26 protein-coding genes and 2 tRNA genes are annotated in these 21,107 nt (G+C 57.2%); 15 read left to right on the forward strand and 13 right to left on the reverse strand.

Features of this window, described 5'->3' with window-relative positions:
- Positions 1 to 129 precede the first annotated feature (129 nt).
- The 8 genes from ACO54Z_RS00500 to rplU form a co-directional block, all read right to left on the reverse strand.
- Positions 130 to 516: a pyrimidine dimer DNA glycosylase/endonuclease V gene (locus tag ACO54Z_RS00500; protein ID WP_485995258.1), complete on the reverse strand. Its 387-nt coding sequence runs from the start codon at positions 514 to 516 to the stop codon at positions 130 to 132.
- Positions 517 to 525: 9 nt separating this feature from the next.
- Positions 526 to 1,899, reverse strand: coding sequence for a TerD family protein (locus ACO54Z_RS00505; RefSeq protein WP_485995259.1), 1,374 nt, complete (start codon positions 1,897 to 1,899; stop codon positions 526 to 528).
- Positions 1,896 to 3,047, reverse strand: a complete 1,152-nt coding sequence (locus ACO54Z_RS00510; RefSeq protein ID WP_485995260.1) for a TerD family protein — start codon at positions 3,045 to 3,047, stop codon at positions 1,896 to 1,898. The genes ACO54Z_RS00505 and ACO54Z_RS00510 overlap by 4 nt, the downstream gene beginning before the upstream one ends.
- A gap of 49 nt (positions 3,048 to 3,096) precedes the next feature.
- A complete protein-coding gene (locus ACO54Z_RS00515; RefSeq protein WP_485995261.1) occupies positions 3,097 to 3,357 on the reverse strand; it encodes a hypothetical protein in 261 nt (86 codons plus the stop codon).
- A 23-nt stretch (positions 3,358 to 3,380) separates the two neighbouring features.
- Positions 3,381 to 3,875, reverse strand: coding sequence for a hypothetical protein (locus ACO54Z_RS00520; protein WP_485995262.1), 495 nt, complete (start codon positions 3,873 to 3,875; stop codon positions 3,381 to 3,383).
- A gap of 24 nt (positions 3,876 to 3,899) precedes the next feature.
- Positions 3,900 to 4,958, reverse strand: a complete 1,059-nt coding sequence (gene cgtA, locus ACO54Z_RS00525; protein WP_298080868.1) for an Obg family GTPase CgtA — start codon at positions 4,956 to 4,958, stop codon at positions 3,900 to 3,902.
- A gap of 129 nt (positions 4,959 to 5,087) precedes the next feature.
- Positions 5,088 to 5,348 (reverse strand): 50S ribosomal protein L27, encoded by a 261-nt coding sequence (gene rpmA, locus ACO54Z_RS00530; RefSeq protein WP_298080866.1) that lies wholly within the window; start codon positions 5,346 to 5,348, stop codon positions 5,088 to 5,090.
- Positions 5,349 to 5,360: 12 nt separating this feature from the next.
- Positions 5,361 to 5,681 (reverse strand): 50S ribosomal protein L21, encoded by a 321-nt coding sequence (gene rplU / locus ACO54Z_RS00535; RefSeq protein ID WP_298080865.1) that lies wholly within the window; start codon positions 5,679 to 5,681, stop codon positions 5,361 to 5,363.
- Positions 5,682 to 5,868: 187 nt separating this feature from the next.
- Between rplU and ACO54Z_RS00540 the strand changes: the two genes are divergently transcribed.
- Positions 5,869 to 5,945, forward strand: a tRNA-Val gene (locus tag ACO54Z_RS00540).
- Here ACO54Z_RS00540 and ACO54Z_RS00545 read toward each other — a convergent pair.
- Together ACO54Z_RS00545 and ACO54Z_RS00550 are read right to left on the reverse strand one after the other, a co-directional pair.
- Positions 5,940 to 6,170, reverse strand: a complete 231-nt coding sequence (locus ACO54Z_RS00545) for a hypothetical protein (RefSeq protein WP_485995263.1) — start codon at positions 6,168 to 6,170, stop codon at positions 5,940 to 5,942. The two genes, ACO54Z_RS00540 and ACO54Z_RS00545, sit on opposite strands and share 6 nt — an antisense overlap.
- A gap of 35 nt (positions 6,171 to 6,205) precedes the next feature.
- Complete coding sequence (locus tag ACO54Z_RS00550) at positions 6,206 to 6,358, reverse strand: IS1/IS1595 family N-terminal zinc-binding domain-containing protein (protein ID WP_485995264.1); 153 nt, start codon at positions 6,356 to 6,358, stop codon at positions 6,206 to 6,208.
- A 30-nt stretch (positions 6,359 to 6,388) separates the two neighbouring features.
- Here ACO54Z_RS00550 and ACO54Z_RS00555 point away from each other — a divergent pair, with 30 nt between their 5' ends.
- Complete coding sequence (locus tag ACO54Z_RS00555; RefSeq protein ID WP_485995278.1) at positions 6,389 to 7,267, forward strand: ABC transporter six-transmembrane domain-containing protein; 879 nt, start codon at positions 6,389 to 6,391, stop codon at positions 7,265 to 7,267.
- A 52-nt stretch (positions 7,268 to 7,319) separates the two neighbouring features.
- Here ACO54Z_RS00555 and ACO54Z_RS00560 read toward each other — a convergent pair whose 3' ends face one another.
- The 3 genes from ACO54Z_RS00560 to dapD all read right to left on the reverse strand — a co-directional run bounded on the left by ACO54Z_RS00560 (position 7,320) and on the right by dapD (position 9,682).
- Positions 7,320 to 7,859: a DUF4189 domain-containing protein gene (locus ACO54Z_RS00560; RefSeq protein ID WP_485995265.1), complete on the reverse strand. Its 540-nt coding sequence runs from the start codon at positions 7,857 to 7,859 to the stop codon at positions 7,320 to 7,322.
- A 168-nt stretch (positions 7,860 to 8,027) separates the two neighbouring features.
- Positions 8,028 to 8,597, reverse strand: a complete 570-nt coding sequence (locus tag ACO54Z_RS00565) for a DUF2726 domain-containing protein (protein WP_485995266.1) — start codon at positions 8,595 to 8,597, stop codon at positions 8,028 to 8,030.
- Positions 8,598 to 8,866: 269 nt separating this feature from the next.
- Positions 8,867 to 9,682, reverse strand: a complete 816-nt coding sequence (gene dapD, locus ACO54Z_RS00570; RefSeq protein ID WP_485995267.1) for a 2,3,4,5-tetrahydropyridine-2,6-dicarboxylate N-succinyltransferase — start codon at positions 9,680 to 9,682, stop codon at positions 8,867 to 8,869.
- Positions 9,683 to 9,791: 109 nt separating this feature from the next.
- On the opposite strand from dapD, the gene nhaA reads away from it, so the two are divergent.
- The 13 genes from nhaA (at position 9,792) to nqrM (ending at position 20,912) form a co-directional block, all read left to right on the forward strand.
- On the forward strand, positions 9,792 to 11,168 hold the full coding sequence (gene nhaA / locus ACO54Z_RS00575) for a Na+/H+ antiporter NhaA (RefSeq protein ID WP_485995268.1): 1,377 nt from the start codon (positions 9,792 to 9,794) through the stop codon (positions 11,166 to 11,168).
- Entirely contained in the window at positions 11,165 to 12,511 is a 1,347-nt protein-coding gene (gene glmM / locus ACO54Z_RS00580; protein ID WP_485995269.1) for a phosphoglucosamine mutase, read from the forward strand. Before nhaA ends, glmM begins: the two co-directional genes overlap by 4 nt.
- A gap of 2 nt (positions 12,512 to 12,513) precedes the next feature.
- Positions 12,514 to 13,239, forward strand: a complete 726-nt coding sequence (tpiA, locus tag ACO54Z_RS00585; RefSeq protein ID WP_485995270.1) for a triose-phosphate isomerase — start codon at positions 12,514 to 12,516, stop codon at positions 13,237 to 13,239.
- Positions 13,236 to 13,613 carry a preprotein translocase subunit SecG gene (gene secG / locus ACO54Z_RS00590; RefSeq protein WP_485995271.1) on the forward strand — a complete coding sequence of 126 codons (378 nt, stop codon included), beginning with the start codon at positions 13,236 to 13,238 and terminating at the stop codon, positions 13,611 to 13,613. The genes tpiA and secG overlap by 4 nt, the downstream gene beginning before the upstream one ends.
- Before the next feature lie 33 nt (positions 13,614 to 13,646).
- Positions 13,647 to 13,731, forward strand: a tRNA-Leu gene (locus ACO54Z_RS00595).
- Positions 13,732 to 13,771: 40 nt separating this feature from the next.
- Positions 13,772 to 15,115 (forward strand): Na(+)-translocating NADH-quinone reductase subunit A, encoded by a 1,344-nt coding sequence (locus ACO54Z_RS00600; RefSeq protein WP_485995272.1) that lies wholly within the window; start codon positions 13,772 to 13,774, stop codon positions 15,113 to 15,115.
- Between the two features lies 1 nt (position 15,116).
- On the forward strand, positions 15,117 to 16,262 hold the full coding sequence (locus ACO54Z_RS00605) for an NADH:ubiquinone reductase (Na(+)-transporting) subunit B (protein WP_485995273.1): 1,146 nt from the start codon (positions 15,117 to 15,119) through the stop codon (positions 16,260 to 16,262).
- On the forward strand, positions 16,255 to 17,100 hold the full coding sequence (locus ACO54Z_RS00610; protein WP_485995274.1) for a Na(+)-translocating NADH-quinone reductase subunit C: 846 nt from the start codon (positions 16,255 to 16,257) through the stop codon (positions 17,098 to 17,100). Before ACO54Z_RS00605 ends, ACO54Z_RS00610 begins: the two co-directional genes overlap by 8 nt.
- 3 nt (positions 17,101 to 17,103) lie before the next feature.
- Positions 17,104 to 17,787 carry an NADH:ubiquinone reductase (Na(+)-transporting) subunit D gene (locus ACO54Z_RS00615; RefSeq protein ID WP_298080843.1) on the forward strand — a complete coding sequence of 228 codons (684 nt, stop codon included), beginning with the start codon at positions 17,104 to 17,106 and terminating at the stop codon, positions 17,785 to 17,787.
- 12 nt (positions 17,788 to 17,799) lie between these two features.
- Entirely contained in the window at positions 17,800 to 18,411 is a 612-nt protein-coding gene (gene nqrE, locus ACO54Z_RS00620; RefSeq protein WP_298080841.1) for an NADH:ubiquinone reductase (Na(+)-transporting) subunit E, read from the forward strand.
- Positions 18,412 to 18,422: 11 nt separating this feature from the next.
- Positions 18,423 to 19,640: an NADH:ubiquinone reductase (Na(+)-transporting) subunit F gene (gene nqrF / locus ACO54Z_RS00625; protein ID WP_485995275.1), complete on the forward strand. Its 1,218-nt coding sequence runs from the start codon at positions 18,423 to 18,425 to the stop codon at positions 19,638 to 19,640.
- Position 19,641: 1 nt separating this feature from the next.
- Complete coding sequence (locus tag ACO54Z_RS00630; RefSeq protein WP_485995276.1) at positions 19,642 to 20,697, forward strand: FAD:protein FMN transferase; 1,056 nt, start codon at positions 19,642 to 19,644, stop codon at positions 20,695 to 20,697.
- Positions 20,694 to 20,912 (forward strand): (Na+)-NQR maturation NqrM, encoded by a 219-nt coding sequence (nqrM, locus tag ACO54Z_RS00635; protein ID WP_298080837.1) that lies wholly within the window; start codon positions 20,694 to 20,696, stop codon positions 20,910 to 20,912. Before ACO54Z_RS00630 ends, nqrM begins: the two co-directional genes overlap by 4 nt.
- The last annotated feature ends 195 nt before the right edge of the window (positions 20,913 to 21,107 follow it).

Genomic DNA, 21,107 nt, shown 5'->3' on the forward strand with positions numbered 1-21,107 from the left:
TTTGGCCGGGCATGATGCCCGGCTTTTTATAGCCATCCACCGAAAGTTTCAGACAAGGCGCGTCGCCGAAGACAGTACGCGGTTGTACGGCGAGGCGACGCAACACAGTATGAGGCTTTCGGTGGATGGCTATATTGCGCCTGGCGGGGTGAAGCGCGGTGTTTTCGGCATCCGTTCGGCGATGCGGGCGCGGTTTGTCGCAAGCGCGATGGCGGTCGGCTGGTAATCCTGCCACAGCGCCGGGTCGGTGGGCAGGTCTTGCGGCCAGATGTTTTGCACGTTGAAGCCGCGGGCGCGGCATTCTTCGTGCAGCATCTGATAGCGGCGCTGGAGGAAGGCGAGTTTGTCGAAAAAGAAACGGACGTGCCCTTCGCCCAGTTTGTAATCGGCGGGCTGGCCGCGCAGATGGTAGCGACCACGGGCGACCGCGTTGGGGATGCGCGTCAGCTCGCGGTGTTCGGCGAGCAGGTGCTGGTCGCAGAGCTCCTGCGGCGGGACGAGGTTGATGCGGGTCATGGCGTGGCTTTAGAGCAACGGCTGGCAGTGCGCGCGCAGGGTGTGCGGGGTGACGAAGGTCAGCGGGTACATCGCGCCCAGCGCTTTGGCTTGCGCGGTGTCGAGGTCGGTGGCGAGGATGAGGTAATGGCTCGCGGGCAGGCCGAGGCGTTTGCACAGGGTGAGGTGTTTGTCGAGCGCGCCCCGGTATTCGCCGCTTTTGCATTCGATGACGAGCGGGGTTTTATCAAGTGGCAGGTACATCACGTCCAGTTCGTGTTTTTCGTCTGCGCCCGTGGTGATGGTTATGTTGCGCGCGCAGGAGAAGCGGTAGTCCGCGCCACGTTTTGCCGCAAGCTGTAGCAGCTCGCCGAGGGCAAACCATTCGAGCCAGCCGCCGCCGAAGAATTGGCGCACGGGTTGTGCTTGCTGGAGCTGGATGTGCAGGCTTTTGTCGCCTTTGTGGTAGTGGCAGCGGGCGAGCAGGGTGTTTTGGTAAAGCGTGCGGCAAAGGTTTTGCAGGCGCTGCGCGTCGGCGGGCGGGTATTTTTTCAGGTCGTGTTTGATGCCGTGGTGGCGGTGGCGGTAGGCCCAGTTCATTTGGCCGAGCAGTTCTTTGAGCAGCGGGTAATGTTTGCCGAGCAGGGCGGCGGCTTCGTCATAGTAGCCGCGCATATCCACCGCCGCGTGGTTGAACTGCGGGCTGATGTTTTTGGCGGCGAGCCAGTCGGCCAACGGCTGGTGTTGTTCTACGCTGGCGAGGCGGTTGCTTTCGCTCCAGTCCGTGCCGTGCAGCGGGTTTTGCGGGGGTGCTTTTTGGGGTTTCGCCGGCTTGTCGTCTGGTGATTTGGCGGCAGGTGGCGGTTGGCGGCGTTCTGGCTGTTTTGTGGTGGGTGCAGTGGTCTCGGCGGGGGTATCGTCGGCGACTTCAATGCCAAAGTGTTCGCATAGTGGCCGCAAGCCGCCGTGAAAGCCCTGGGCAACGAAGCGGAATTTCCAGATGCCGTCGCGGCGGTAGCAGACGCCGAGGATGAGTGCGGTTTCGCGACGCTCGTCCAGCGCGACCGGGCAATGCAGGACGCGGTCGCCGTCGTCAACGTAGAGTGCCAGTTGGCGGTATTGCGCCAGCGGCAGGTTGGCGGTGCAGGCGATGGTGATGTATTGGATGTCTTCCGGTTGGCGCGCGAGGTCAAGGCGGTAGCGGTGTGCGCCGAGGTAGTGAACGCTGCCGTCGTCGCTCGTCGGCTGGTTGTAAAAAATCATGTCGCCGTCGCCGCGCACTTTGCCGTTGGCGGCAAGCCGCCAGACGGCGCTGTCAGTGTCGATGCCGCTGTCAATCCGCAGGGTGATGCTGCTGGCGGCAAGGGCGGTGTTGGCACCGGGGACGAGGGGCTGCGCGCTCATTTGCGCCCCGCCGTCCAGCGGAAGCCCCAGCCGAAGGCCTGATCCATCTCGCGGTGGCTGGGGAAGTAGCGGTTGATGCGCTCCACGCGGATGCTGCCGCCGTCGTTGATGAGGCGGGCGATGGCACACATTCCGTGGCGCGGGTTGCCTTCGGTCAGGCGCGTTTCGATTTGTTGTCCCTGGACGTGCAGGGTGACGACGCCGTCGGTGGCTTCCCAGTTCGGCACGCCGTCGTAGATGAAGGCGAAGACGAGGATTTCGGCGATGTCCGGCCAGCGCGAACCGTTGACGTCCAGCCATTCGCCTTCGCTGACCGCGCCGGTGCGGTCGTCGCCGCGCAGATGGACGAACGGCGCGCGTTGCAGGTCGCCGAAGCGGTTGCCCAGCGCTTGCACGCAGTCGCGGTCGCCATTTTGCAGGCGGACGAAGGCGCCGAGGTCGAGGTCAACTCCCTTGTTTTTGTTGAAAAGTCCGCCGAACAGGCCGCCTTTTTGCGGCGCGCTGTTCTGGTTCCAGTTGAGGTTGATGCGAATCGCGCCGTAATCCGCCTGTTTGGCGAGGCTGACACCGGGGTTGCGCTTGTCGAGGGTGATTTTGCTGAGATTGACGCCGCCGCTGGCCGGGGCAGGTTTGGGCGCGGGCGGCGGGGCGTCGTCGGCGATGTCCACGCCAAAGTGTTCGGAGAGTGGTTTCAGGCCGCCGTTGTAGCCCTGCGCGACGAAGCGGAATTTCCACGCGCCATTGCGGCGGTAGCATTCGCCGAGGATGAGCGCGGTTTCGCTGCGGCCGCCGAGGTCCAGCGGGCAGGTGATGAGTGTTTGCCCACCGGCGGCGACGCGCAGGCTGACGCTGCCGAGGCGTGCGGTCGGTTGGCCCGCGGAATAGGCAATGGCGATGCGTTCAATGGCGGCAGGCTGGCGCGCGAGGTCAATGGCGAAGGTGCTGCTGCGGTCGTTGCCGCTGCGGCGCACGCTGCCGTCGTCGCTTTGTTGTTGGCCGTAGAAAATCATGTCGCCATCGCCGCGCACTTTGCCATTGGCGGCGAGGCGGTAGGCAGCGACGTCAATATCCGCGCCGCTGTTGATATGGATGGAAATGTCATTGGCGTCAAGCGGTGCATTGCCGCCGGGAGTGAGCGTTTGTGTCATGGTTTTTTCCTGAACGGGAATGGGGAATGATGAATGTGAGCGGTGCAAGTCAGGGGAATGAAGGCACATCCGTGCTGTCAAAAATCAGCGTGCCATTGGGCAGTTGCAAAACGGGAATGCCAATCGCGCCCTGAGCCTTGCGTGATTCAAATTCGCTGCGACTGTCGCGCAGCGCCAGAAAGCGCTTCAGATTCTTCATGCTGGCGGTAATGTTCACCGCTTCGTAATCCATATTGCGTGCGGCGAGTGCGGCAACAAATGGCGGCGTATCCGGGCAAAGGTCACTGAAATAAAGAACGGGCTGGTTCATGGGAATATTCTCCGGGTGAAGGGTTAAAAACGTGCGGCATCAACGCGCTTTCGCAGCTCGGCAACAAGATTCCGGTATTGCCGCATATCGGCGAAGCCGTTGGAGCTGATAATATAAGTTTTTTCCGTAAGATAGCGCTTTCCTGCATCATGCGCCGTGATAAAAATGCCGGGCGTTCCATGTCTCTCGCAATATTGCTCTGTGATGTGGGCAATTTCGCCGTAATCAACGGTAAAACGGCGCCGAAAACTCAAGTAATAGCTCGCCGGAATGATGATTGCTTTATCCATCAGGGTAATGATTCTGCCGCCACGACAATAATTGAAAAGACAAATGGATAAAGTTGCCGTGCCGCCAATGGCAACCGCCCACAACGCATAGTCTGACCAATTATAAAAACCACTGCGCTTGAAAAGTAGCACGTACCATAAAAACAGACAGAAAATCTCGCCAAACACAACGTCCTGCAATTTATTTTTTGCCGGGCGGTAGCGAAACTGGATGGTCGGTAATGGCATGGTTTTCGGGAAAGCGGCAAGGATTTAGTGTGCCTCGTCAGGCATTTGCGGCGCGGCAAAATCCGCCTCGTCGTCCATCTGCTCCAGCGCCTGCATGATGTCGCGGCAGAGCTGTTCGGTATGCAACCCGGTTTCCGCCGAAATGCGGTACACCGGCCCCTGCCAGCCGAGGGCGGCGACGATTTCCCGCGCGCGTGCCTCACCTTCTTCCGGGGTGAGCGTGTCCATCTTGTTCAGCACCAACCAGCGCGGCTTGTCGGCGAAAACGGCGTCGTATTTCTCCAGCTCGGCGCTGACCTGCTCGAAATCGCGCACCGGGTCTTGCGAGTCGCTCATCGGCGAACAGTCCAGCATATGCAGCAGCAGGCGGGTGCGCGCCAGATGGCGCAGGAATTGATGCCCCAGCCCCGCGCCCTCCGCCGCGCCTTCAATCAGACCGGGGATGTCTGCCATGACGAAACTTTGCAGCATACCGACGCGCACCACGCCGAGATTGGGGTGCAGCGTGGTGAAAGGGTAATCGGCGATTTTCGGGCGGGCGGCGGAAACACGGCTGATGAGCGTCGATTTGCCCGCGTTCGGCATACCGAGCAGGCCGACATCGGCGAGCAGTTTCAGCTCAAGACGCAGATAGCGTTCCTCGCCTTCCGTGCCGGGTTTGCATTGGCGCGGCGCGCGGTTGGTCGAGCTTTTGTAGCGGGTGTTGCCGAGGCCGTGAAAGCCGCCCTGTGCCACCAGCAACCGTTGCCCGTCGGCGGTGAGGTCGCCGATGAGTTCATCGGTGTCATCGACAAAAACCTGCGTGCCAACCGGTACCGGCACGAGCAAGTCTTCACCGCTGCTGCCGCGCTTGTTGCGCCCTTCGCCCGGCCTGCCGTTCGCCGCCTGAAAACTGCGGTTAAAGCGAAAATCGGCGAGGGTGTTGATGCCTTCCTGCGCGACGAGGTAAACGCTGCCGCCGTCGCCGCCGTCGCCGCCATCCGGCCCGCCAAACGGCACATATTTTTCACGGCGGAAACTGACGATGCCGTTGCCGCCCTTGCCCGCGCGGACGTAAATTTGTGCTTCATCTACGAATTTCATGAGGTTGTTCCTGTAAGTTTTGCCTGTTCCGCATCGGTGCGGCGAGAATGATGCCGTATTGTACGGCCTGTGGTGGTGACAACAAAAAAGCCCTGCACAATGCAGGGCTTTTCGCGTTGCGGCCAGCAATCAGGCTTCCGCAACCACGCTCACATAGCGGCGTTTCTCTGCGCCACGAACGCTGAAAACGACTTTGCCGTCGGCAGTGGCGAATAGGGTGTGGTCACGGCCAACACCGACGTTTTCACCGGCATTGAACGGGGTACCGCGCTGACGCACGAGGATGGAACCGGCGCTGACGACCTGACCGCCGTAGCGTTTGATGCCGAGACGTTTGGACTTGGAATCGCGTCCGTTGCGGCTGGAACCGCCTGCTTTTTTGTGTGCCATGTTTCTGACTCCTTATTTCTGGCCGTCAATCGCGTCAATCACGACTTCGGTGTAGTTTTGACGGTGCCCCATACGTTTCATATGGTGCTTGCGACGGCGGAACTTGATAATCTTGATTTTCTTGTGGCGACCGTGTTCGGCGATGGTCGCGCTGACCGTTTTGCCTTCCAGGTAAGGTGCGCCCACGGCAACGTCGCTTTCGCTGGTTGCAATCAGCAACACTTTGTCAAAAGCGATGCTGTCGCCCGCTTCGCCCGGCAAAGTCTCCACTTTCAGGCGCTGGCCGGGCTTGACTTTGTACTGTTTACCGCCAGTTTCAATAACTGCAAACATATTGTTCTCCAAAAATTTCATGCACAAACAGGAGACCTGTCTGTTTTCAAAGGCGGCGGATTATACTGGCAGACCCGTAATAATTCAATAGTCAAGCGCGTGTAGCATCGCCGTGCAGGTGAATTTTCAGGCGCACTACAAACCGCTTGCACTCGGCAAAAAAATGCCTATAATGCGCCCCCACTTCAGGCGCGTAGCTCAGTTGGTTAGAGCACCACCTTGACATGGTGGGGGTCGTTGGTTCGAGTCCAATCGTGCCTACCAGTATTCTTCTTTATTAAGCCCTGCTTGTTCAGGGCTTTTTTCTTTTTCTGGTGAAGTGCCGGGATGTATGCGACACATAACCAGCAAGAAATAGCGGTACTGTTCATCAACATCATGGCGTCCCAAAATATGCGGTGCCATGATAATGTTGGCTTTTTCGGGTTGCGGGTAAGGTTCATTCCCTGACGGTGGTGTTGGATGATTTTGCTGCTGTCCGTACTGCATGGCGAACTCCTGCACCACAGGATGCCCAAAATTCCTCAGTTTGGGGAGGCTCCGCCATCAAATTGCCTGCTGCAGTTCTGGCATTTATAGCGTTGCTGACCGTTGCGCCGTCCACTCTTTTTGATTGGCCTTGATTGTATAAGGTTCTGACACCACTCAAAGCCTTGTATCATTAAGGCTTGTAGCATTTATTAGACGCTATAGCCCAAATATTCATGATGGAAACCGCTGTGAACGCCTGGCACAATCTCAAACAAATCGCCCGCAACAACAAGGCGCGCCTGATTGGCACATTCACCCTGGTTCTGGCGGAAAACCTGCTGCTTTTGACCTATCCCGTATTCGGCGGCATTGCCATCAATGGCGTGCTGGAAGGCAATCTGGGGAAAGCGCTGAGTTATGCCGCGGTAGTTCTGGTTATCTGGACGGTCGGTTCGGTGCGGCGGGCGGTCGATACCCGTGCCTTTAGCCGCATTTATGCGGAGATGGTGGTGCCGGTCATTCTGCAACAGCGCCGGGATGGCGAGGCGGTTTCCACCATTTCCGCACGCGCGGCGTTGTCGCGCGAGCTGGTCGATTTCTTTGAAATGCATTTGCCAACTTTGGTGACTTCTTTAATTTCCATGGTTGGCGCGGTTTTGATGCTGCTCTTTATCGAATTTTGGACAGGGCTGGCCAGCTTTTTCGTGCTGCTGTTTTTTATGCTGCTGATACCGCGTTATTCGCGCGTCAATGACCGCTTGTATTTCCGTCTCAATAACCGGCTGGAGCGTGATGTGCATATCATCGAACATTCCGGTGACCGCGAGCTGGAGCAGCACCATCAATTGTTGGCGGAAATGCGCATTGCTATATCGAACCGCGAGGCGGTAGGCTATGCGGTGATTGGCATTGCGCTGATGTTCCTGTTTGCCGTCAGCTTTTCCGTGATGACCCTGCGCGGCAACGCCAATGCCGGGCATCTTTATGCGGGGGTCAGTTATCTCTGGTCATTTGCCATCAGTATTGACGATGCACCGCGTCTGTTGGAAGAAATCTCCAAAATCCGCGACATCGGCAAACGGATTCAGGTGGAAAACGCCGATGCCGCATCGTAGTTTCCATGCCGGTCATGGATGACCGGCGCATGACCTTCGCGTTGTGCCGGTGTTATTCGGGCAGGGAGCATTCTTCCTGCACGACAAACTCGCAATCTTTGCCTTGGGCGGCGAGGCATTTCTGCATCGCATCCAGCGGTGCCTGACCCGGTTGCCCGGAAAGGCCGTAAAACAGCATTAAGCCTTCGGTAACATCACCCATCGCCACGCTGACGCATTGGTCGGCATAGTCAAACTCGATTCGGCATGAGTGGCCGCTCTTGCGGTTGCACGTCTGCTGCGCCATCTGTCTGGCGCTTTCCTTTGAATGAATACCGCGGACGGAAGCAAACATGGTTTTGCTGTCCCATAAGTCCTTGGGATTGGCATAAACGGCAACCGCGCCATAGCGACTTTCGCGTATGGGCGGCGGTGGCGGGATGTACATCGGCGCGGGTTCAATGTAGGTGTTGTAGCCGTATCCGTCAGGATTGCGTGGTCCAATGCCGTATGGACCACATTGCCCCGAACCTGCGGGGTCATAACAGGCCCATGCGCCGGTAGCGGCGAACAGGAGAAACAGCGGGGTAGATATTTTTTGCAATGAGGTCATGTTGGTTTCTGTGATATAGGTTGAACGGGGCGGGAAATATAACCGTCCGGCAGGGGAAAAGTGAGCCGAATTAAAGGTCGGCCAGCCTGCGCATTTCATCCGCAAAAAATTACGGCGGCAGGGTTGCATTATAATTTTTACAGAATGCGCTTTTTATATCCCCGCCATTTATTTTTGCCCGGCGAAAAACTGCTCCAGTCCTTTGCGCACCATGCGCCGGATTTCCGCATGATTGTCATGTTTGGCAGCAATGCGCAATAGCGGAATGCCTGCCGAGCGCAATGCCAACGTTTTGGTTTCATCATTGATGCGACTGTAATCCGACAAATAATGGCCGCTGCCATCTATTTCTATCACAACCAGCGGATTGAATTGTGCGTCCGTCACCAGCAAATCCACCCGCTTGCTGTTAATCGCCGCATGAATGCGTCCATTCGGGTGTATGATAATTTCGCCCAGGGAGACTTGTGGCAATACTCGCTCCTTGCGCTGTCGCGCCCGCACTACATCCCATGCGGCGGCATAGGCGGCCTGCTCGTTGGCATTGCAAACCGTTTTTTTCTGGTAGCGGTTTTTTCGGGCAATGCGCAAGTTCTCTTCTGCTTTTTCTTTTTTGAAGTCATGCGGTTTTTGTTCTTGTGCATTTTTATTTTTTTGCGGTCGTCGCAATCGTTGTCTGCCAATACCCGCCAGGCCGAGTAGTAGAAAAATACTCATGCCTATAATAATTATATCCATATTTATTTTCATAGATATTTTTTGTTGTCTATACGTAAATTGGATGTCTTGTTTTGGCGCATCATTGCTATTTGGTGATGCGGCAAAATGGCTCGGTTTGATGAAACTTGGAGATGTTATTCCGGATTGTAAATAGCGCTGAAACCAGTGAAATTATACCCATCTACCGGCATGAATCTGCCACCGTCTTATGCAGCAACAATAACGTGTCATCGCATATTTCCGGGGTAAAAAACCCCGCCGTGGCGGGGGTTGGAAGGGCAGAGCGGTTAGCTGCGCAGCAGTTCGTTGATGCCGGTTTTGCTGCGCGTTTTTTCATCGACCTGTTTGATGATGATGACGCAGTAGAGGCTGTGGCTGCCGTCGGCGGCGGGCAGGTTGCCGGGGACGACCACCGAGCCTGCGGGGACGCGGCCATAGGTGATTTCACCGGTCATGCGGTTGTAGATTTTGGTGGATTGGCCGATAAATACGCCCATCGAGATGACCGAGCCTTTTTCGACGACGACGCCTTCGACGATTTCGGAGCGCGCGCCGATGAAGCAGTTGTCTTCGATGATGGTCGGGCTGGCTTGCAGCGGTTCCAGTACGCCGCCAATGCCGACGCCGCCAGAGAGGTGGACGTTTTTGCCGATTTGCGCGCAGGAGCCGACCGTGACCCAGGTATCGACCATCGTGCCTTCATCGACGTAGGCGCCGATGTTGACGTAGGACGGCATCAGCACCACGCCACGGCCAAGGTAGCTGCCACGGCGCGCGACGGCGGGCGGGACGACGCGCACGCCTTCTTGCTGGAAGCGGGCGGCGTCGTGGTGGGCGAAGCGGCTTTCGACTTTGTCAAAGTAGCGGGTGTAGCCGTGTTCGACGGGGACGTTGTCGTGGACGCGGAAGGAGAGCAGTACCGCTTTTTTCAGCCATTCGTTGACGTGCCAGCCGCTCCCGGTCGGTTCGGCGACGCGCATGGTGCCGCGCTCCAGCGCGTCCAGCGCTTCGTTGATGGCAGCAAGCAGCGCGGGTTCGGCGTTGGCAGGGGTGATGTCGGCGCGGCGCTCAAAGGCGTTTTCGATGGTTTGTTGCAGGGTCATGGGGTGTTCCTTGTTTGCAGGGTAGGGCGGCGCATTATATATGTGTGCGCGGGTTTGCCGCGATGTCGGGCGGGTTGTATGATTGGCTTTATTTTGTCGGGAGGGGGTTATGTCCAGATTTTTTCAACGCAAGGCGTATAACCGCGAGGACGCCAATTCGTGGGAGCGGCTGTTCGGCAAGTTGTTAACGCCGGTGGAGGCGTTTACCCGCAACAGTTCTGCCAGCGGGATTTTGCTCATTGTCTGTACGCTGGCGGCGCTCGCCATCGCCAATTCGCCGTGGCGCGACGCCTATTTTCATTTGTTGCATCAGCCGGTTGCGGTCAGTTTTGGCGAATGGCGGCTGGAGATGTCGCTGCATCATTGGGTCAATGACGGCCTGATGGCGCTGTTTTTTTATCTGGTCGGGCTGGAAATCAAGCACGAGGTGATGGTCGGCGAGTTGTCGTCGCTCAGTCAGGCGGCGTTGCCGATTATCGCCGCCATCGGCGGCATGATCGCCCCGGCGCTGGTTTATAGCGCGATTAACGCTGGTGGCGCGGGCAGCGCCGGCTGGGGTATTCCGATGGCGACCGATATCGCCTTTGCCATTGCCGTGCTGATTCTGCTCGGCGACCGTATTCCGGCGGGACTGGTGACGATTTTGGTGGCGCTCGCCATCGTCGATGACCTCGGCGCGGTGGTGGTGATTGCGCTTTTTTATACGGAGACGATTCAGGTGGGGCCGCTTCTCGCCGCGCTCGGCTGTTTCGCGCTGCAACTGGCGCTGAACCGCTTTGGCGTGCGCAAGCCCTGGCCGTATTTGACCATCGCGCTGGTGATGTGGACGCTGATGCTGTTTTCCGGCGTGCACGCGACCATCGCCGGAGTGCTGGGCGCGTTGGCCACACCAGTGCGCACCCTGTATAACCCGGAGGAATTCAGCCGCGAAGCGCGCAAGCTCTTGGACAAGTTCGATATTTACCGCCGCCGCGAACATGATTTTCTGGAATCGGAACGACTGGTCGGCGTGCTGCACACGCTGAACTACGGCATCAATCAGGCGCAGGCGCCGCTGCAACGGCTGGAGCACAGCCTGCATGACCCGGTGTATTTCCTCATCATCCCGCTGTTTGCCTTCTTCAATGCGGGCGTGACGATTAACGCCGCGTCCATCGGCAGTCTGGTGTCGCATCCGGTGTCGATTGGCGTCGCCCTGGGGCTGCTGATTGGCAAGTTCGTCGGCGTCTTCGGCGCCGTCTGGCTGAGTGTGCGCCTCGGTATCGGCAAACTGCCCACAGGCGTGAATTTCCGCCACGTTTGCGGCATGGGAATACTCGCCGGCATCGGCTTCACCATGTCCATTTTTATTTCCGAGCTCGCGTTCAAAGGCGAGGATTTATTGCTGAATAATGCTAAAATTGCCATTCTTGCAGCATCAATCATTGCCAGCCTGGCGGGCTACGCTTGGCTGCGCGCGGGCAGTAACGGAGACGAACATTCATGAGCGAGACAGGGCGGAAATATTTCGGCACGGACGGCGTGCGGGGCAAAGTTGGCGTAGCGCCAATGACGCCCGATTTCGTCATGCATCTCGGTTGGGCCATCGGCAAAATGCTGAGCGACAGCGGCTTTGCCGGCGATAAAGTCATCATCGGCAAAGACACGCGCATCTCCGGTTACATGCTGGAAAATGCCATCGCCGCCGGACTTTCCGCCGCGGGCATGGACGCCCACCTGCTCGGCGTCATGCCAACCCCCGGTATCGCGTACTTCACCCGCACCTTCCATGCGGCCGCGGGAATCGTCGTCAGCGCCTCGCATAACGTCTATAGCGACAACGGCATCAAAGTATTCGCGCGCGGCGGCATCAAACTGCCCGACGCCGCCGAACAGGAAATCGAGCGCTACCTCGAACTGCCGATGAAAGTCGTCGAATCGGCGCAACTGGGCAAACTGTACCGCATCCCCGAAGCGCGCGGCCGTTACATCGAATTCTGCAAAAACGCGGTCATGCTCGGGCTGCCGTTCGAGCGCCTGAAAATCGTGGTGGACTGCGCCAACGGCGCGACTTACCCGATAGCGCCGGAAGTTTTTCGCGAACTGGGCGCGCAAGTCATCGTCATGAACGCTGAGCCGAACGGCTGCAACATCAACGCGGGCGCAGGTTCAACCGCGCCGGAATCCTTGCAGCGTCGCGTGCGCGACGAGCAGGCTGATGCCGGTATCGCTTTCGACGGCGATGGCGACCGCGTGGTGATGGTTGACCGCAACGGGCGACTGCGCGACGGCGATGCCATCCTCTACATTATCGCCAAATACCGCGCCTTCAAAGGCGAACAACTGAACAACATCGTCGGCACGAAAATGACCAACCTCGGCTTGGAGCGGGCACTGAACAACATGGGCATCGTCCTGCACCGCACCGACGTTGGCGACCGCTATGTGCTCGAATGTATGCAGGAAATTGACGCGCGCGTGGGCGGCGAAAACTCCGGGCATATCATCTGCCTTGACCGCAACTCTACCGGTGACGGCATCATCGCCGCGTTGCAGGTGCTGGCGGCAATGCTGGAAATGGAACAACCGCTGCATCAACTCGTCGCCGACCTGCATATGGCGGTACAAATCATGAAGAACGTTGAAGTCGCGGACAAAAGCGTCGTCAACAAACCCGCCGTGCAGCAGGCGCTGCAACAGGCGACCGAAAAACTGGGAGATGCCGGACGCATTTTGCTTCGTCCGTCCGGTACCGAACCGAAAATCCGCGTAATGGCGGAAGGTCATGACGAAGCGCGACTGCACGCCATCGTTGAAGAACTGGCAGCGGTCATATCCCGGGAGGAATAACAATGCGTAAACCGATTGCTGCGGCAAACTGGAAAATGAACGGCGACTTCGCCCTGGTTGAAGCCTTTGCCAAACACGCCTGGCCGCAAGGAAACGTTGAAAAAATCTTTGGCTTGCCTGCAATTTACATCAGCAAGGCACACGAACTGGGGCTGGAAATCCTGGCGGGTGAAGACGTCAGTGCGCACGCATCCGGCGCACACACCGGCGAAATCTCCGCCGCGATGCTGAAAGAAGCGGGCGCCAGTTACGCCATCATCGGCCACTCCGAACGCCGCACCGATCACGGCGAAACCGAAGTGCTGCTGATCGAAAAATGGAAACAATTAAAGGCGCAGGAGATAAAAGTCATTTACTGCATCGGCGAATCCCTGCAAGAATACGATGCCGGACAATGCGACGCTGCCGTATTGCGACAAATGAAACCGGTACTGGAAGCGGGATTGGTGGACGCGGATACCGTCATCGCTTACGAACCTGTTTGGGCAATCGGCACCGGCAAAGCGGCAACCGCTGCTTACGCACAAGAAGTCCACGGCAAAATCCGTGCATTGCTGCAAGAAAAAGCATCAGGCGTTGCTGACAAAGTCCGCATCCTCTACGGCGGTTCCGTCAAGCCCGATAACGCAGCCGAGCTTTTTGCCGGGGCGGATATTGACGGCTTCCTCGTCGGCGGCGCCTCGCTGCAAGCGGACACCTTCGACAAAATCATTGGAGCCATGGCATGACCATAACCCTTGTTCAGGTTATCTTCTTTATCGCATCCCTCGCGCTCTGCGCCCTCATTTTGCTGCAACAGCCGAAAAGCAACGGCGGTATGGGCGCACTCAGTGGCGGTGCTTCCAGCACCGTATTTGGTGCGCGTGGCGCAGGCTCATTCCTGTATAAAACCACGCGTTTTTTGGCAGCGGTCTTCTTTGTGGGGGCGCTGCTGTTGGGGTATTTACAAAACAAAGAAGTCGCTAATCACGGCGATAGCAATATTTTGAACAATACCCAACTGGAAACACAAAAGCAGGAAAGTGCGCTTGACATCCCGCCAGTTGGTGTAGATAATGCGCGCCCTGCTTCAAATACCGATGTTCCCGCACCTGCCCGGTAATAAGCCGGACAGGTCGCAAGAATAAAGAAGACAGCCGACGTGGTGGAATTGGTAGACACGCTATCTTGAGGGGGTAGTGGCGTAAGCTGTGCGAGTTCGAGTCTCGCCGTCGGCACCAATAAAAATAAAGACACAGTCTGAGGTAAGGTATTGTTAGCATGATCTCAATCAAGAAAGGTTTAGACCTTCCCATCTCTGGCGCCATTACCGACGCCGCCATTCATGACATTATCCCCAATCATCCGGTTGCCATCCTCGGGGAGGATTACAATGGCCTGAAACCTACCATGTTGGTAGCAGAAGGCGACAAAGTGATTTTGGGACAGCCGCTCTTTGAAGACAAAAAAAATCCCGGCGTTTTGATTTGCGCGCCCGTATCCGGTGTTGTAGAAAAAATCGTGCGCGGGGAAAAACGGCGCCTGCTTTCCGTTATTATTCGTCCCGAATCCAAAGAACCGGTTGTTTTTGAATCTTTCGGCGATGATGTTGCAGAAAAACTCTCGCGCGAAGAAATTGTCAAACGATTGGTCAATAGCGGATTGTGGGCATCATTCCGCACCCGTCCCTTTAGCAAGATTCCACCTATTGACGCTATCCCGCACGCCATTTTTGTCAATGCCATGGATACCAATCCGCTGGCAATGGATCCGGCATTGGCGATGCAGGGACGTGATGAAGATTTACTCGTGGGGCTTGCCATTATGCAGACACTTTCCGGCGGGCAAGTTCATTTATGCTGCCGCCAGGAAACTTTCGTTCCGACCCATTATCTGAACCGTCTGGAAATTCACCGCTTTGGTGGCGTGCATCCTGCCGGACTGGTTGGCACCCATATTCACTTTATTGACCCGGTCGGTGCGAACAAGGTCGCATGGCATCTCAATGTGCAAGACCTGCTGGCGATTGGCAAATTCTTCCGCAGCGGTATTCTTGATAACGAACGCCTGATTGCGGTCGCTGGACCTGGCGTCAAGAAACCGCGCATTGTACGCGCGCTGCGCGGCACGGCGATGGCCGATTTGCTGGAAGATAACCTGCAACCGGGCGAACAGCGGATTATTTCCGGTTCCGCGCTTTCCGGTCGCCAGGTGCATGAAGATACCGCCTACCTCGGCGCTTATGACCAACAAGTAACCGTGCTGCCGGAAGGGCGCGAATCCTATTTTCTCGGATTCATGCGTCCCGGTGTCGGTTGGTTCTCCAAAACCAACGCCTATATTGGCAAATTCCTTAAAGGTCCGTTTCAGTTCAATACCTCCCTGCGCGGTTCACCGCGTCCGATTGTGCCGATCGGCGTATATGAGCAGGTGATGCCGCTGGACATCCTGCCGACGCTTTTGGTCAAGGCCTTGATTGTCAAGGATACCGATACGGCTATCCGTCTCGGCGCATTGGAACTGGATGAAGAAGATTTGGCGCTGATGTCCTTCGTTTGCCCCGGCAAACACGATTTTGGGGCAATCCTGCGCGAAAATCTCACCCTGATTGAACAGGAAGGCTGATATGGCGAAACAACACTTTTTTGAAAAAATCGCGCCGCTGTTCGAGAAGGGCGGGAAACTGGAAAAACTGTTCCCCCTCTACGAAGCAACGGCGACCTTTGTTTACTCCCCCCGCTTTGTCACCGCGCGTCCGTCGCACGTGCGCGATGTTATCGACCTAAAGCGGGTAATGATTCTGGTCTGGATGGCTGTTTTCCCGGCAATGTTTGCGGGCTGGTATTTCGTCGGCGTGCAAGCGGCGAAAGCGCAGGGAATCGCCGATCCCGGCCTGATTGCCAATCTCTGGTTTGGCGCGAAACTGCACCTGCCCATCTATATCGTTACCTTCGCGGTTGGTATCGCTTGGGAAATCCTTTTCTGCATTGTGCGCAAGCATGAAGTAAGCGAAGGCTTCTTCGTCACCTCCATCCTTTTCTCTCTGACCTTGCCGCCAACGATTCCGCTGTGGCAAGTCGCTATTGGCATCAGCTTTGGTGTGGTGCTGGGCAAGGAAGTTTTTGGTGGCACCGGACGCAATTTCGTGAACCCCGCCCTCGCTGCGCGCGCTTTCTTGTACTTTGCCTATCCGGCGCAAATTTCCGGCGACCGCGTTTGGGTTGCGGTAGATGGTTATTCTGGCGCGACCGCGCTGAGCCAAGCCGCCGCAGGCGGTATGGACGCTGTGCGCGCGCATTGGAGTTGGTGGGATGCCTTTATCGGCAACATTCCTGGCTCTATCGGCGAAGTCTCGACGCTCGCCATTCTCATCGGTGGCGCCATCATCCTCTGGGCGGGCGTTGCTTCTTGGCGCATCGTCGTCGGCGTACTTGCCGGGGCGACGGTTACCTCGCTGATGTTCAACCTCATCGGTAGCGAAACCAACCATATGTTTGCGATGCCGTTCTGGTGGCACTTCGTCCTCGGCGGTTTCGCCTTCGGGACCTTCTTCATGGCAACTGACCCGGTGACGGCTTCGGTAACCAATACCGGGCGCTATATCTTCGGCGCGCTAGTCGGCGTGATGACCATCCTTATCCGCGTCGTCAACCCCGCCTTCCCGGAAGGCATCATGCTGGCCATCCTCTTTGCCAACATCTTTGCCCATATCATTGATTATTTTGTGATGAGTGCGAATGCCAAACGTCGCAAGGTGAGAACCCATGTCTGAGAAGAAACAATCTGCTTTGAGCGTCCTGAAGTTCGCGACCATCGTATGTCTGCTCTGCTCGCTGCTGGTTTCTACCGCGGCCGTCTCCCTGCGTGGTTTCCAGAAGCAAAATGCTGATAACGAGAAAAAAGTCAATATCCTGCGTGCTGCCGGCTTGGCCGGAGCAGAAGAGAAACTGTCCACGCAGGAAATTAACGACAAATTCGAGAAAATCATCCCGCTGGTGATTGACCTCTCCACCGGCAAGCCGGTGAGCGACAAGAACCCGCTGACCTACGACATGTACAACGCTGCGCGTAGCGATAGCGAAGGACATGCGCTGACGGATGATCCGGCGAGTATCAAGCGCATCGCCAAAGAAGGCGTTGCCTATGTTGTCGCTGATGGCGATCACATCTCGCGCCTGATTCTGCCCATTCAGGGTTATGGCCTGTGGTCCACCATGTACGGTTTCACAGCCTTGTCTTTCAAGGAAAAACAACCGGAAATCACCGGCATTACCTTCTACCAGCACGCGGAAACGCCCGGACTGGGTGCGCGCATCACCGAGCCGGAATGGCAGGCAAAGTGGGCGGGCATCATCCCCTATGATGACAGCGGCGCGCCGCAGGTCGATCTGGTAAAAGTGCGCAACCCGTCGGCGAAAAACCAGGTGGATGCCATCGCCGGGGCGACGCTGACCAGCAACGGTGTCGAACACCTGATGAACTTTTGGCTGGGCGAGCAGGGATATAAGCCGCTGGTCGATCACATCCGTAACGGCGAAATCAGCCTTGCTGACCTGCGCGAGGCATCGCAGGCTGCCATCGGGCAGAACGGGCAAAAAACGGAGCAATAAATCATGAGCGAAAAAACCTACGACTATAAAGAAATCATCCTGGGGCCGATATTTGCCAACAACCCGATCGGCTTGCAGGTACTCGGCATCTGTTCCGCGCTGGCAGTAACCGGGAGCATGAAGACGGCGTTTCTGATGAGCCTTGGCCTTACCTTTGTAACCGCCTTCTCCAACCTGTTCGTCAGCATGATCCGCAATAATATTCCCAGCAGCATCCGCATCATCGTGCAGATGGCGGTTGCCGCCTCGGCGGTTATCGTGGTTGACCAGTTGCTGAAAGCCTTTGCCTTTGAACTCTCCAAACAGCTTTCCGTGTACGTCAGCTTGATTCTCACCAACTGCATCGTCATGGGGCGGCTGGAAGCCTATGCGATGTCTAACCCGCCGGTGCCGAGCTTCCTTGACGGTATTGGTAACGGCCTCGGTTACAGCGCGATGCTCCTCACCGTCGGCACCATCCGTGAAATCTTCGGCAAGGGTACTTGGTTTGACATTACCATTCTCCCCATTGCGGATAACGGCGGCTGGTATGTGCCGAACGGTTTGATGGTGCTGCCGCCGAGCGCCTTCTTCGTTATCGGCCTGCTCATTTGGGCGCTGCGCACCTGGAAGCCGGAACAAAACGAAGCGCGCGATTACGTTGAGGCGGCTGCGGCCAAGCCCATCATCGTTGGCGCAAGCCACTAAAGGAGCACGGCAATGGAACACTACATCAGCCTGTTTGTTAAATCGATTTTCATCGAAAACATGGCACTCTCCTTCTTCCTGGGGATGTGCACCTTCCTTGCGGTCTCAAAAAAAATCTCCACCGCTGCCGGACTGGGCACGGCGGTTATCGTCGTGCAAACCCTGACCGTACCGCTCAACAACCTGCTCTACACCTATCTGCTCAAAGAAAACGCCGTGCTGTGGCAATCGCTGGGACTGGAAGTGGACATCAGCTTCCTCGGTCTCATCGCCTATATCGGCGTCATTGCAGCGGTTGTGCAAATCCTGGAGATGTTCCTCGACAAATACGTCCCCTCGCTCTACTCAGCGCTGGGTATCTTCCTGCCGCTGATTACCGTGAACTGCGCCATCCTTGCAGGCTCGCTCTTCATGGTCGAGCGGAACTACGACTTCGGTGAATCCGTCGTTTATGGCGTGGGTAGCGGTGCCGGTTGGGCACTGGCCATCATCGCTATGGCGGGTGTGCGCGAAAAACTGCGCTATGCCGACGTGCCGAAAGGGCTGGAAGGACTGGGCATAACCTTCATTACCGCCGGACTGATGGCGCTGGGGTTCATGTCCTTTTCCGGCGTACAGTTGTAAGGGGAAAAACAATGGAAATATTCTATGGCGTGCTGTTTTTTACCGGTCTGGTATTGCTGCTGTCAGCGATTATCCTGCTGGCACGCAAATACCTGGTGCCGCAAGGTAACGTCAAAATACTGGTCAATGATGAGCGTGAACTGGAAGTGCCGATGGGCGGCAAACTGCTCAACGTGCTGGCCGAAAACGGCATCTACGTTTCCTCCGCCTGCGGTGGCGGTGGTAGCTGCGGTCAATGCACCGTCAAAGTGCATGAAGGCGGTGGCGAAATCCTGCCGGTCGAGTTAAACCACATCAGCAAGCGCGAAGCGCGCGAAGGCGAGCGCCTCTCCTGTCAGGTCGCGGTCAAAAGCAACATGAAAGTGGAAGTCGATGAATCCGTCTTTGGCGTGAAGAAATGGGAATGCACCGTCATTTCCAACGACAACAAGGCGACCTTCATCAAAGAGCTGAAGCTGAAAATCCCGGATGGCGAATCCGTGCCATTCCGCGCAGGCGGCTACATCCAAATCGAATGCCCGCCGTATGACATCAAATACAGCGACTTCGACATCGCCCCCGAATACCGCGAAGACTGGGAAAAATACGGCCTGTTCAAAATCGAGGCGCACAACGACAAACCGACGATGCGCGCCTACTCGATGGCGAACTACCCGGAAGAAAAAGGCATCATCATGCTTAACGTCCGTATCGCCACGCCGCCGCCGAAAATCCCCGAAGCCAAGCCGGGCATCATGTCCAGCTACATCTTCAACCTCAAACCGGGCGACAAAGTCACCATCTCCGGCCCCTTCGGCGAATTTTTCGCCAAAGACACCGACGCCGAAATGGTCTTCATCGGCGGTGGTGCGGGGATGGCACCGATGCGCTCGCACATCTTCGACCAGCTCAAACGTCTGCACAGCAAGCGGAAAATCACCTTCTGGTACGGCGCGCGCTCCAAGCGGGAAATCTTCTATCAGGAAGACTTCGACAAACTCGCCGAAGAATTTCCGAACTTCAGTTGGCACGTTGCCCTCTCCGACGCGCTGCCGGAAGACAACTGGACGGGCTACACCGGCTTCATTCACAACGTGGTTTATGAAAACTACCTGAAGAACCACCCCGCGCCGGAAGACTGCGAATACTATATGTGCGGGCCGCCGATGATGACCAAATCCGTCATCGATATGCTGCACAACCTCGGCGTGGAAGACGACAACATCCTCTTGGATAACTTTGGAGGCTAAGGTGCGATACATCACCGCATCACTCCGGGCGCTGTTGCTGATGGCAACAGCGCTTTTGCTTGTCTCCTGCGGCGACAACAAAGCAAACAGCGTCATCAGCCAGCTTTCCGGCGAAACGATGGGGACGTTTTGGCACGTCCGCCTCGCCGCCCCGCTGGACGCACCCGCCCAGGCCGCATTGCAGCGGCGCATTGACGTGGCACTGGAAGCGGTGAACGACAGTATGTCCACTTATCGCGACCAGTCCGAACTGATGCGCTTCAACCACAGCACGGCGACCACGCCGCAGCCGGTCAGCGACGGAATGCGCCGCGTCATCGGTAAAGCGCTGGAAATCAGCGTACAAAGCGACGGCGTGTACGACATCACCGTCGGCCCGCTGGTGAACCTCTGGGGCTTCGGCCCGATTAAACGGCAGGATAAACCCGCAGACAGCGAAATCGCCGAAGCCTTGCAACACGTCGGCTACGGCAAACTGCAACTGACCGATGCAGGCCTTGCCAAAAGCGACCCGCAAGTCTTCATCGACCTCTCCTCCATCGCCAAAGGCTACGGCGTGGACGTCGTCGCCGAAACCCTGCTTGATGCCGGATATACGAACTTCATCGTCGAAATCGGCGGCGAAGTGCGCGCCAGCGGCAGCAAATACGGCGCGCCGTGGCGGGTTGGCATCGAACGCCCCGAACAGGGGTTGGCGACAGGCGAGGGCGTGGAAAACATCATCGCCATGAACGAAAAACTGCCGGCGATGGCGACCTCCGGCAACTACCGCCAGTACGCCGAGCGCGGCGGCGAAATGGCCTACCACATCGTTGACCCGCGCGATGGCCGCTCGCACAGCTCGCGCCTGCTCTCCGCCACCGTGCTGGCACCGGACTGCATGACCGCCGACGGCTACGCCACCGCGCTGATGGTACTCGGTGACGAAAAAGCGCTGGAATTTGCCGACCGCTACGGCCTTGCCGCCGAACTCATCCTCGCCGGCGACGACAAACAACCCTTCATCATCGAGCGCAGCCGTGCCTTCCGCGCGGCAGTACAGGAGGAAAAACCATGACAACATTCATCATCGTCTTCATCATGCTGATGCTGGTCGGGGCGGCAATGGCCATCGGCGTCATCTTTGGCCGCAAACCGATCAAGGGTAGCTGCGGCGGCCTCGGCGCGGTCGGCGTCGAACGCGCCTGCGGCTGCAAGGACGTCTGCGAAAACGACCAAGCGGCGGACAGCAACCGCGCCGGCAAAGCCACCGTCGCGCGTTACCAGCCCTGAGCAGTTTGACTGCACATCATCTTTACTGACAGCAGCGAACGCCTTGGCATAAACATTGCATAAATAACAATCGCGCAACCTGTGCGAAAAAACGCCGGACAACGCGCGGCGACAGCAAAAACCAGCGGAAAAAGACCGGGATTTTTATCCCGGTCTTTCTGTGGAGAAGCCTGAAAAACCGCGCCTTGAGGCGAC

It is taken from the genome of Cardiobacterium sp., from assembly GCF_057314735.1.

Bases quoted from the DNA above. Each gene is read 5' to 3' on its own strand.
- secG (WP_485995271.1), top strand. From the start codon at position 13,236: ATGACCATAACCCTTGTTCAGGTTATCTTCTTTATCGCATCCCTCGCG.
- dapD (WP_485995267.1), bottom strand. From the start codon at position 9,682: ATGACCCTGCAACAAACCATCGAAAACGCCTTTGAGCGCCGCGCCGAC.
- glmM (WP_485995269.1), top strand. From the start codon at position 11,165: ATGAGCGAGACAGGGCGGAAATATTTCGGCACGGACGGCGTGCGGGGC.
- nqrF (WP_485995275.1), top strand. From the start codon at position 18,423: ATGGAAATATTCTATGGCGTGCTGTTTTTTACCGGTCTGGTATTGCTG.
- ACO54Z_RS00520 (WP_485995262.1), bottom strand. From the start codon at position 3,875: ATGCCATTACCGACCATCCAGTTTCGCTACCGCCCGGCAAAAAATAAA.
- ACO54Z_RS00600 (WP_485995272.1), top strand. From the start codon at position 13,772: ATGATCTCAATCAAGAAAGGTTTAGACCTTCCCATCTCTGGCGCCATT.
- nqrM (WP_298080837.1), top strand. From the start codon at position 20,694: ATGACAACATTCATCATCGTCTTCATCATGCTGATGCTGGTCGGGGCG.
- ACO54Z_RS00565 (WP_485995266.1), bottom strand. From the start codon at position 8,597: ATGGATATAATTATTATAGGCATGAGTATTTTTCTACTACTCGGCCTG.
- ACO54Z_RS00615 (WP_298080843.1), top strand. From the start codon at position 17,104: ATGAGCGAAAAAACCTACGACTATAAAGAAATCATCCTGGGGCCGATA.
- ACO54Z_RS00515 (WP_485995261.1), bottom strand. From the start codon at position 3,357: ATGAACCAGCCCGTTCTTTATTTCAGTGACCTTTGCCCGGATACGCCG.
- rplU (WP_298080865.1), bottom strand. From the start codon at position 5,681: ATGTTTGCAGTTATTGAAACTGGCGGTAAACAGTACAAAGTCAAGCCC.
- ACO54Z_RS00510 (WP_485995260.1), bottom strand. From the start codon at position 3,047: ATGACACAAACGCTCACTCCCGGCGGCAATGCACCGCTTGACGCCAAT.
- ACO54Z_RS00560 (WP_485995265.1), bottom strand. From the start codon at position 7,859: ATGACCTCATTGCAAAAAATATCTACCCCGCTGTTTCTCCTGTTCGCC.
- ACO54Z_RS00555 (WP_485995278.1), top strand. From the start codon at position 6,389: ATGGAAACCGCTGTGAACGCCTGGCACAATCTCAAACAAATCGCCCGC.
- rpmA (WP_298080866.1), bottom strand. From the start codon at position 5,348: ATGGCACACAAAAAAGCAGGCGGTTCCAGCCGCAACGGACGCGATTCC.
- ACO54Z_RS00500 (WP_485995258.1), bottom strand. From the start codon at position 516: ATGACCCGCATCAACCTCGTCCCGCCGCAGGAGCTCTGCGACCAGCAC.
- nhaA (WP_485995268.1), top strand. From the start codon at position 9,792: ATGTCCAGATTTTTTCAACGCAAGGCGTATAACCGCGAGGACGCCAAT.
- tpiA (WP_485995270.1), top strand. From the start codon at position 12,514: ATGCGTAAACCGATTGCTGCGGCAAACTGGAAAATGAACGGCGACTTC.
- cgtA (WP_298080868.1), bottom strand. From the start codon at position 4,958: ATGAAATTCGTAGATGAAGCACAAATTTACGTCCGCGCGGGCAAGGGC.
- ACO54Z_RS00505 (WP_485995259.1), bottom strand. From the start codon at position 1,899: ATGAGCGCGCAGCCCCTCGTCCCCGGTGCCAACACCGCCCTTGCCGCC.
- ACO54Z_RS00605 (WP_485995273.1), top strand. From the start codon at position 15,117: ATGGCGAAACAACACTTTTTTGAAAAAATCGCGCCGCTGTTCGAGAAG.
- nqrE (WP_298080841.1), top strand. From the start codon at position 17,800: ATGGAACACTACATCAGCCTGTTTGTTAAATCGATTTTCATCGAAAAC.
- ACO54Z_RS00545 (WP_485995263.1), bottom strand. From the start codon at position 6,170: ATGCAGTACGGACAGCAGCAAAATCATCCAACACCACCGTCAGGGAAT.
- ACO54Z_RS00610 (WP_485995274.1), top strand. From the start codon at position 16,255: ATGTCTGAGAAGAAACAATCTGCTTTGAGCGTCCTGAAGTTCGCGACC.
- ACO54Z_RS00550 (WP_485995264.1), bottom strand. From the start codon at position 6,358: ATGCTACAAGCCTTAATGATACAAGGCTTTGAGTGGTGTCAGAACCTT.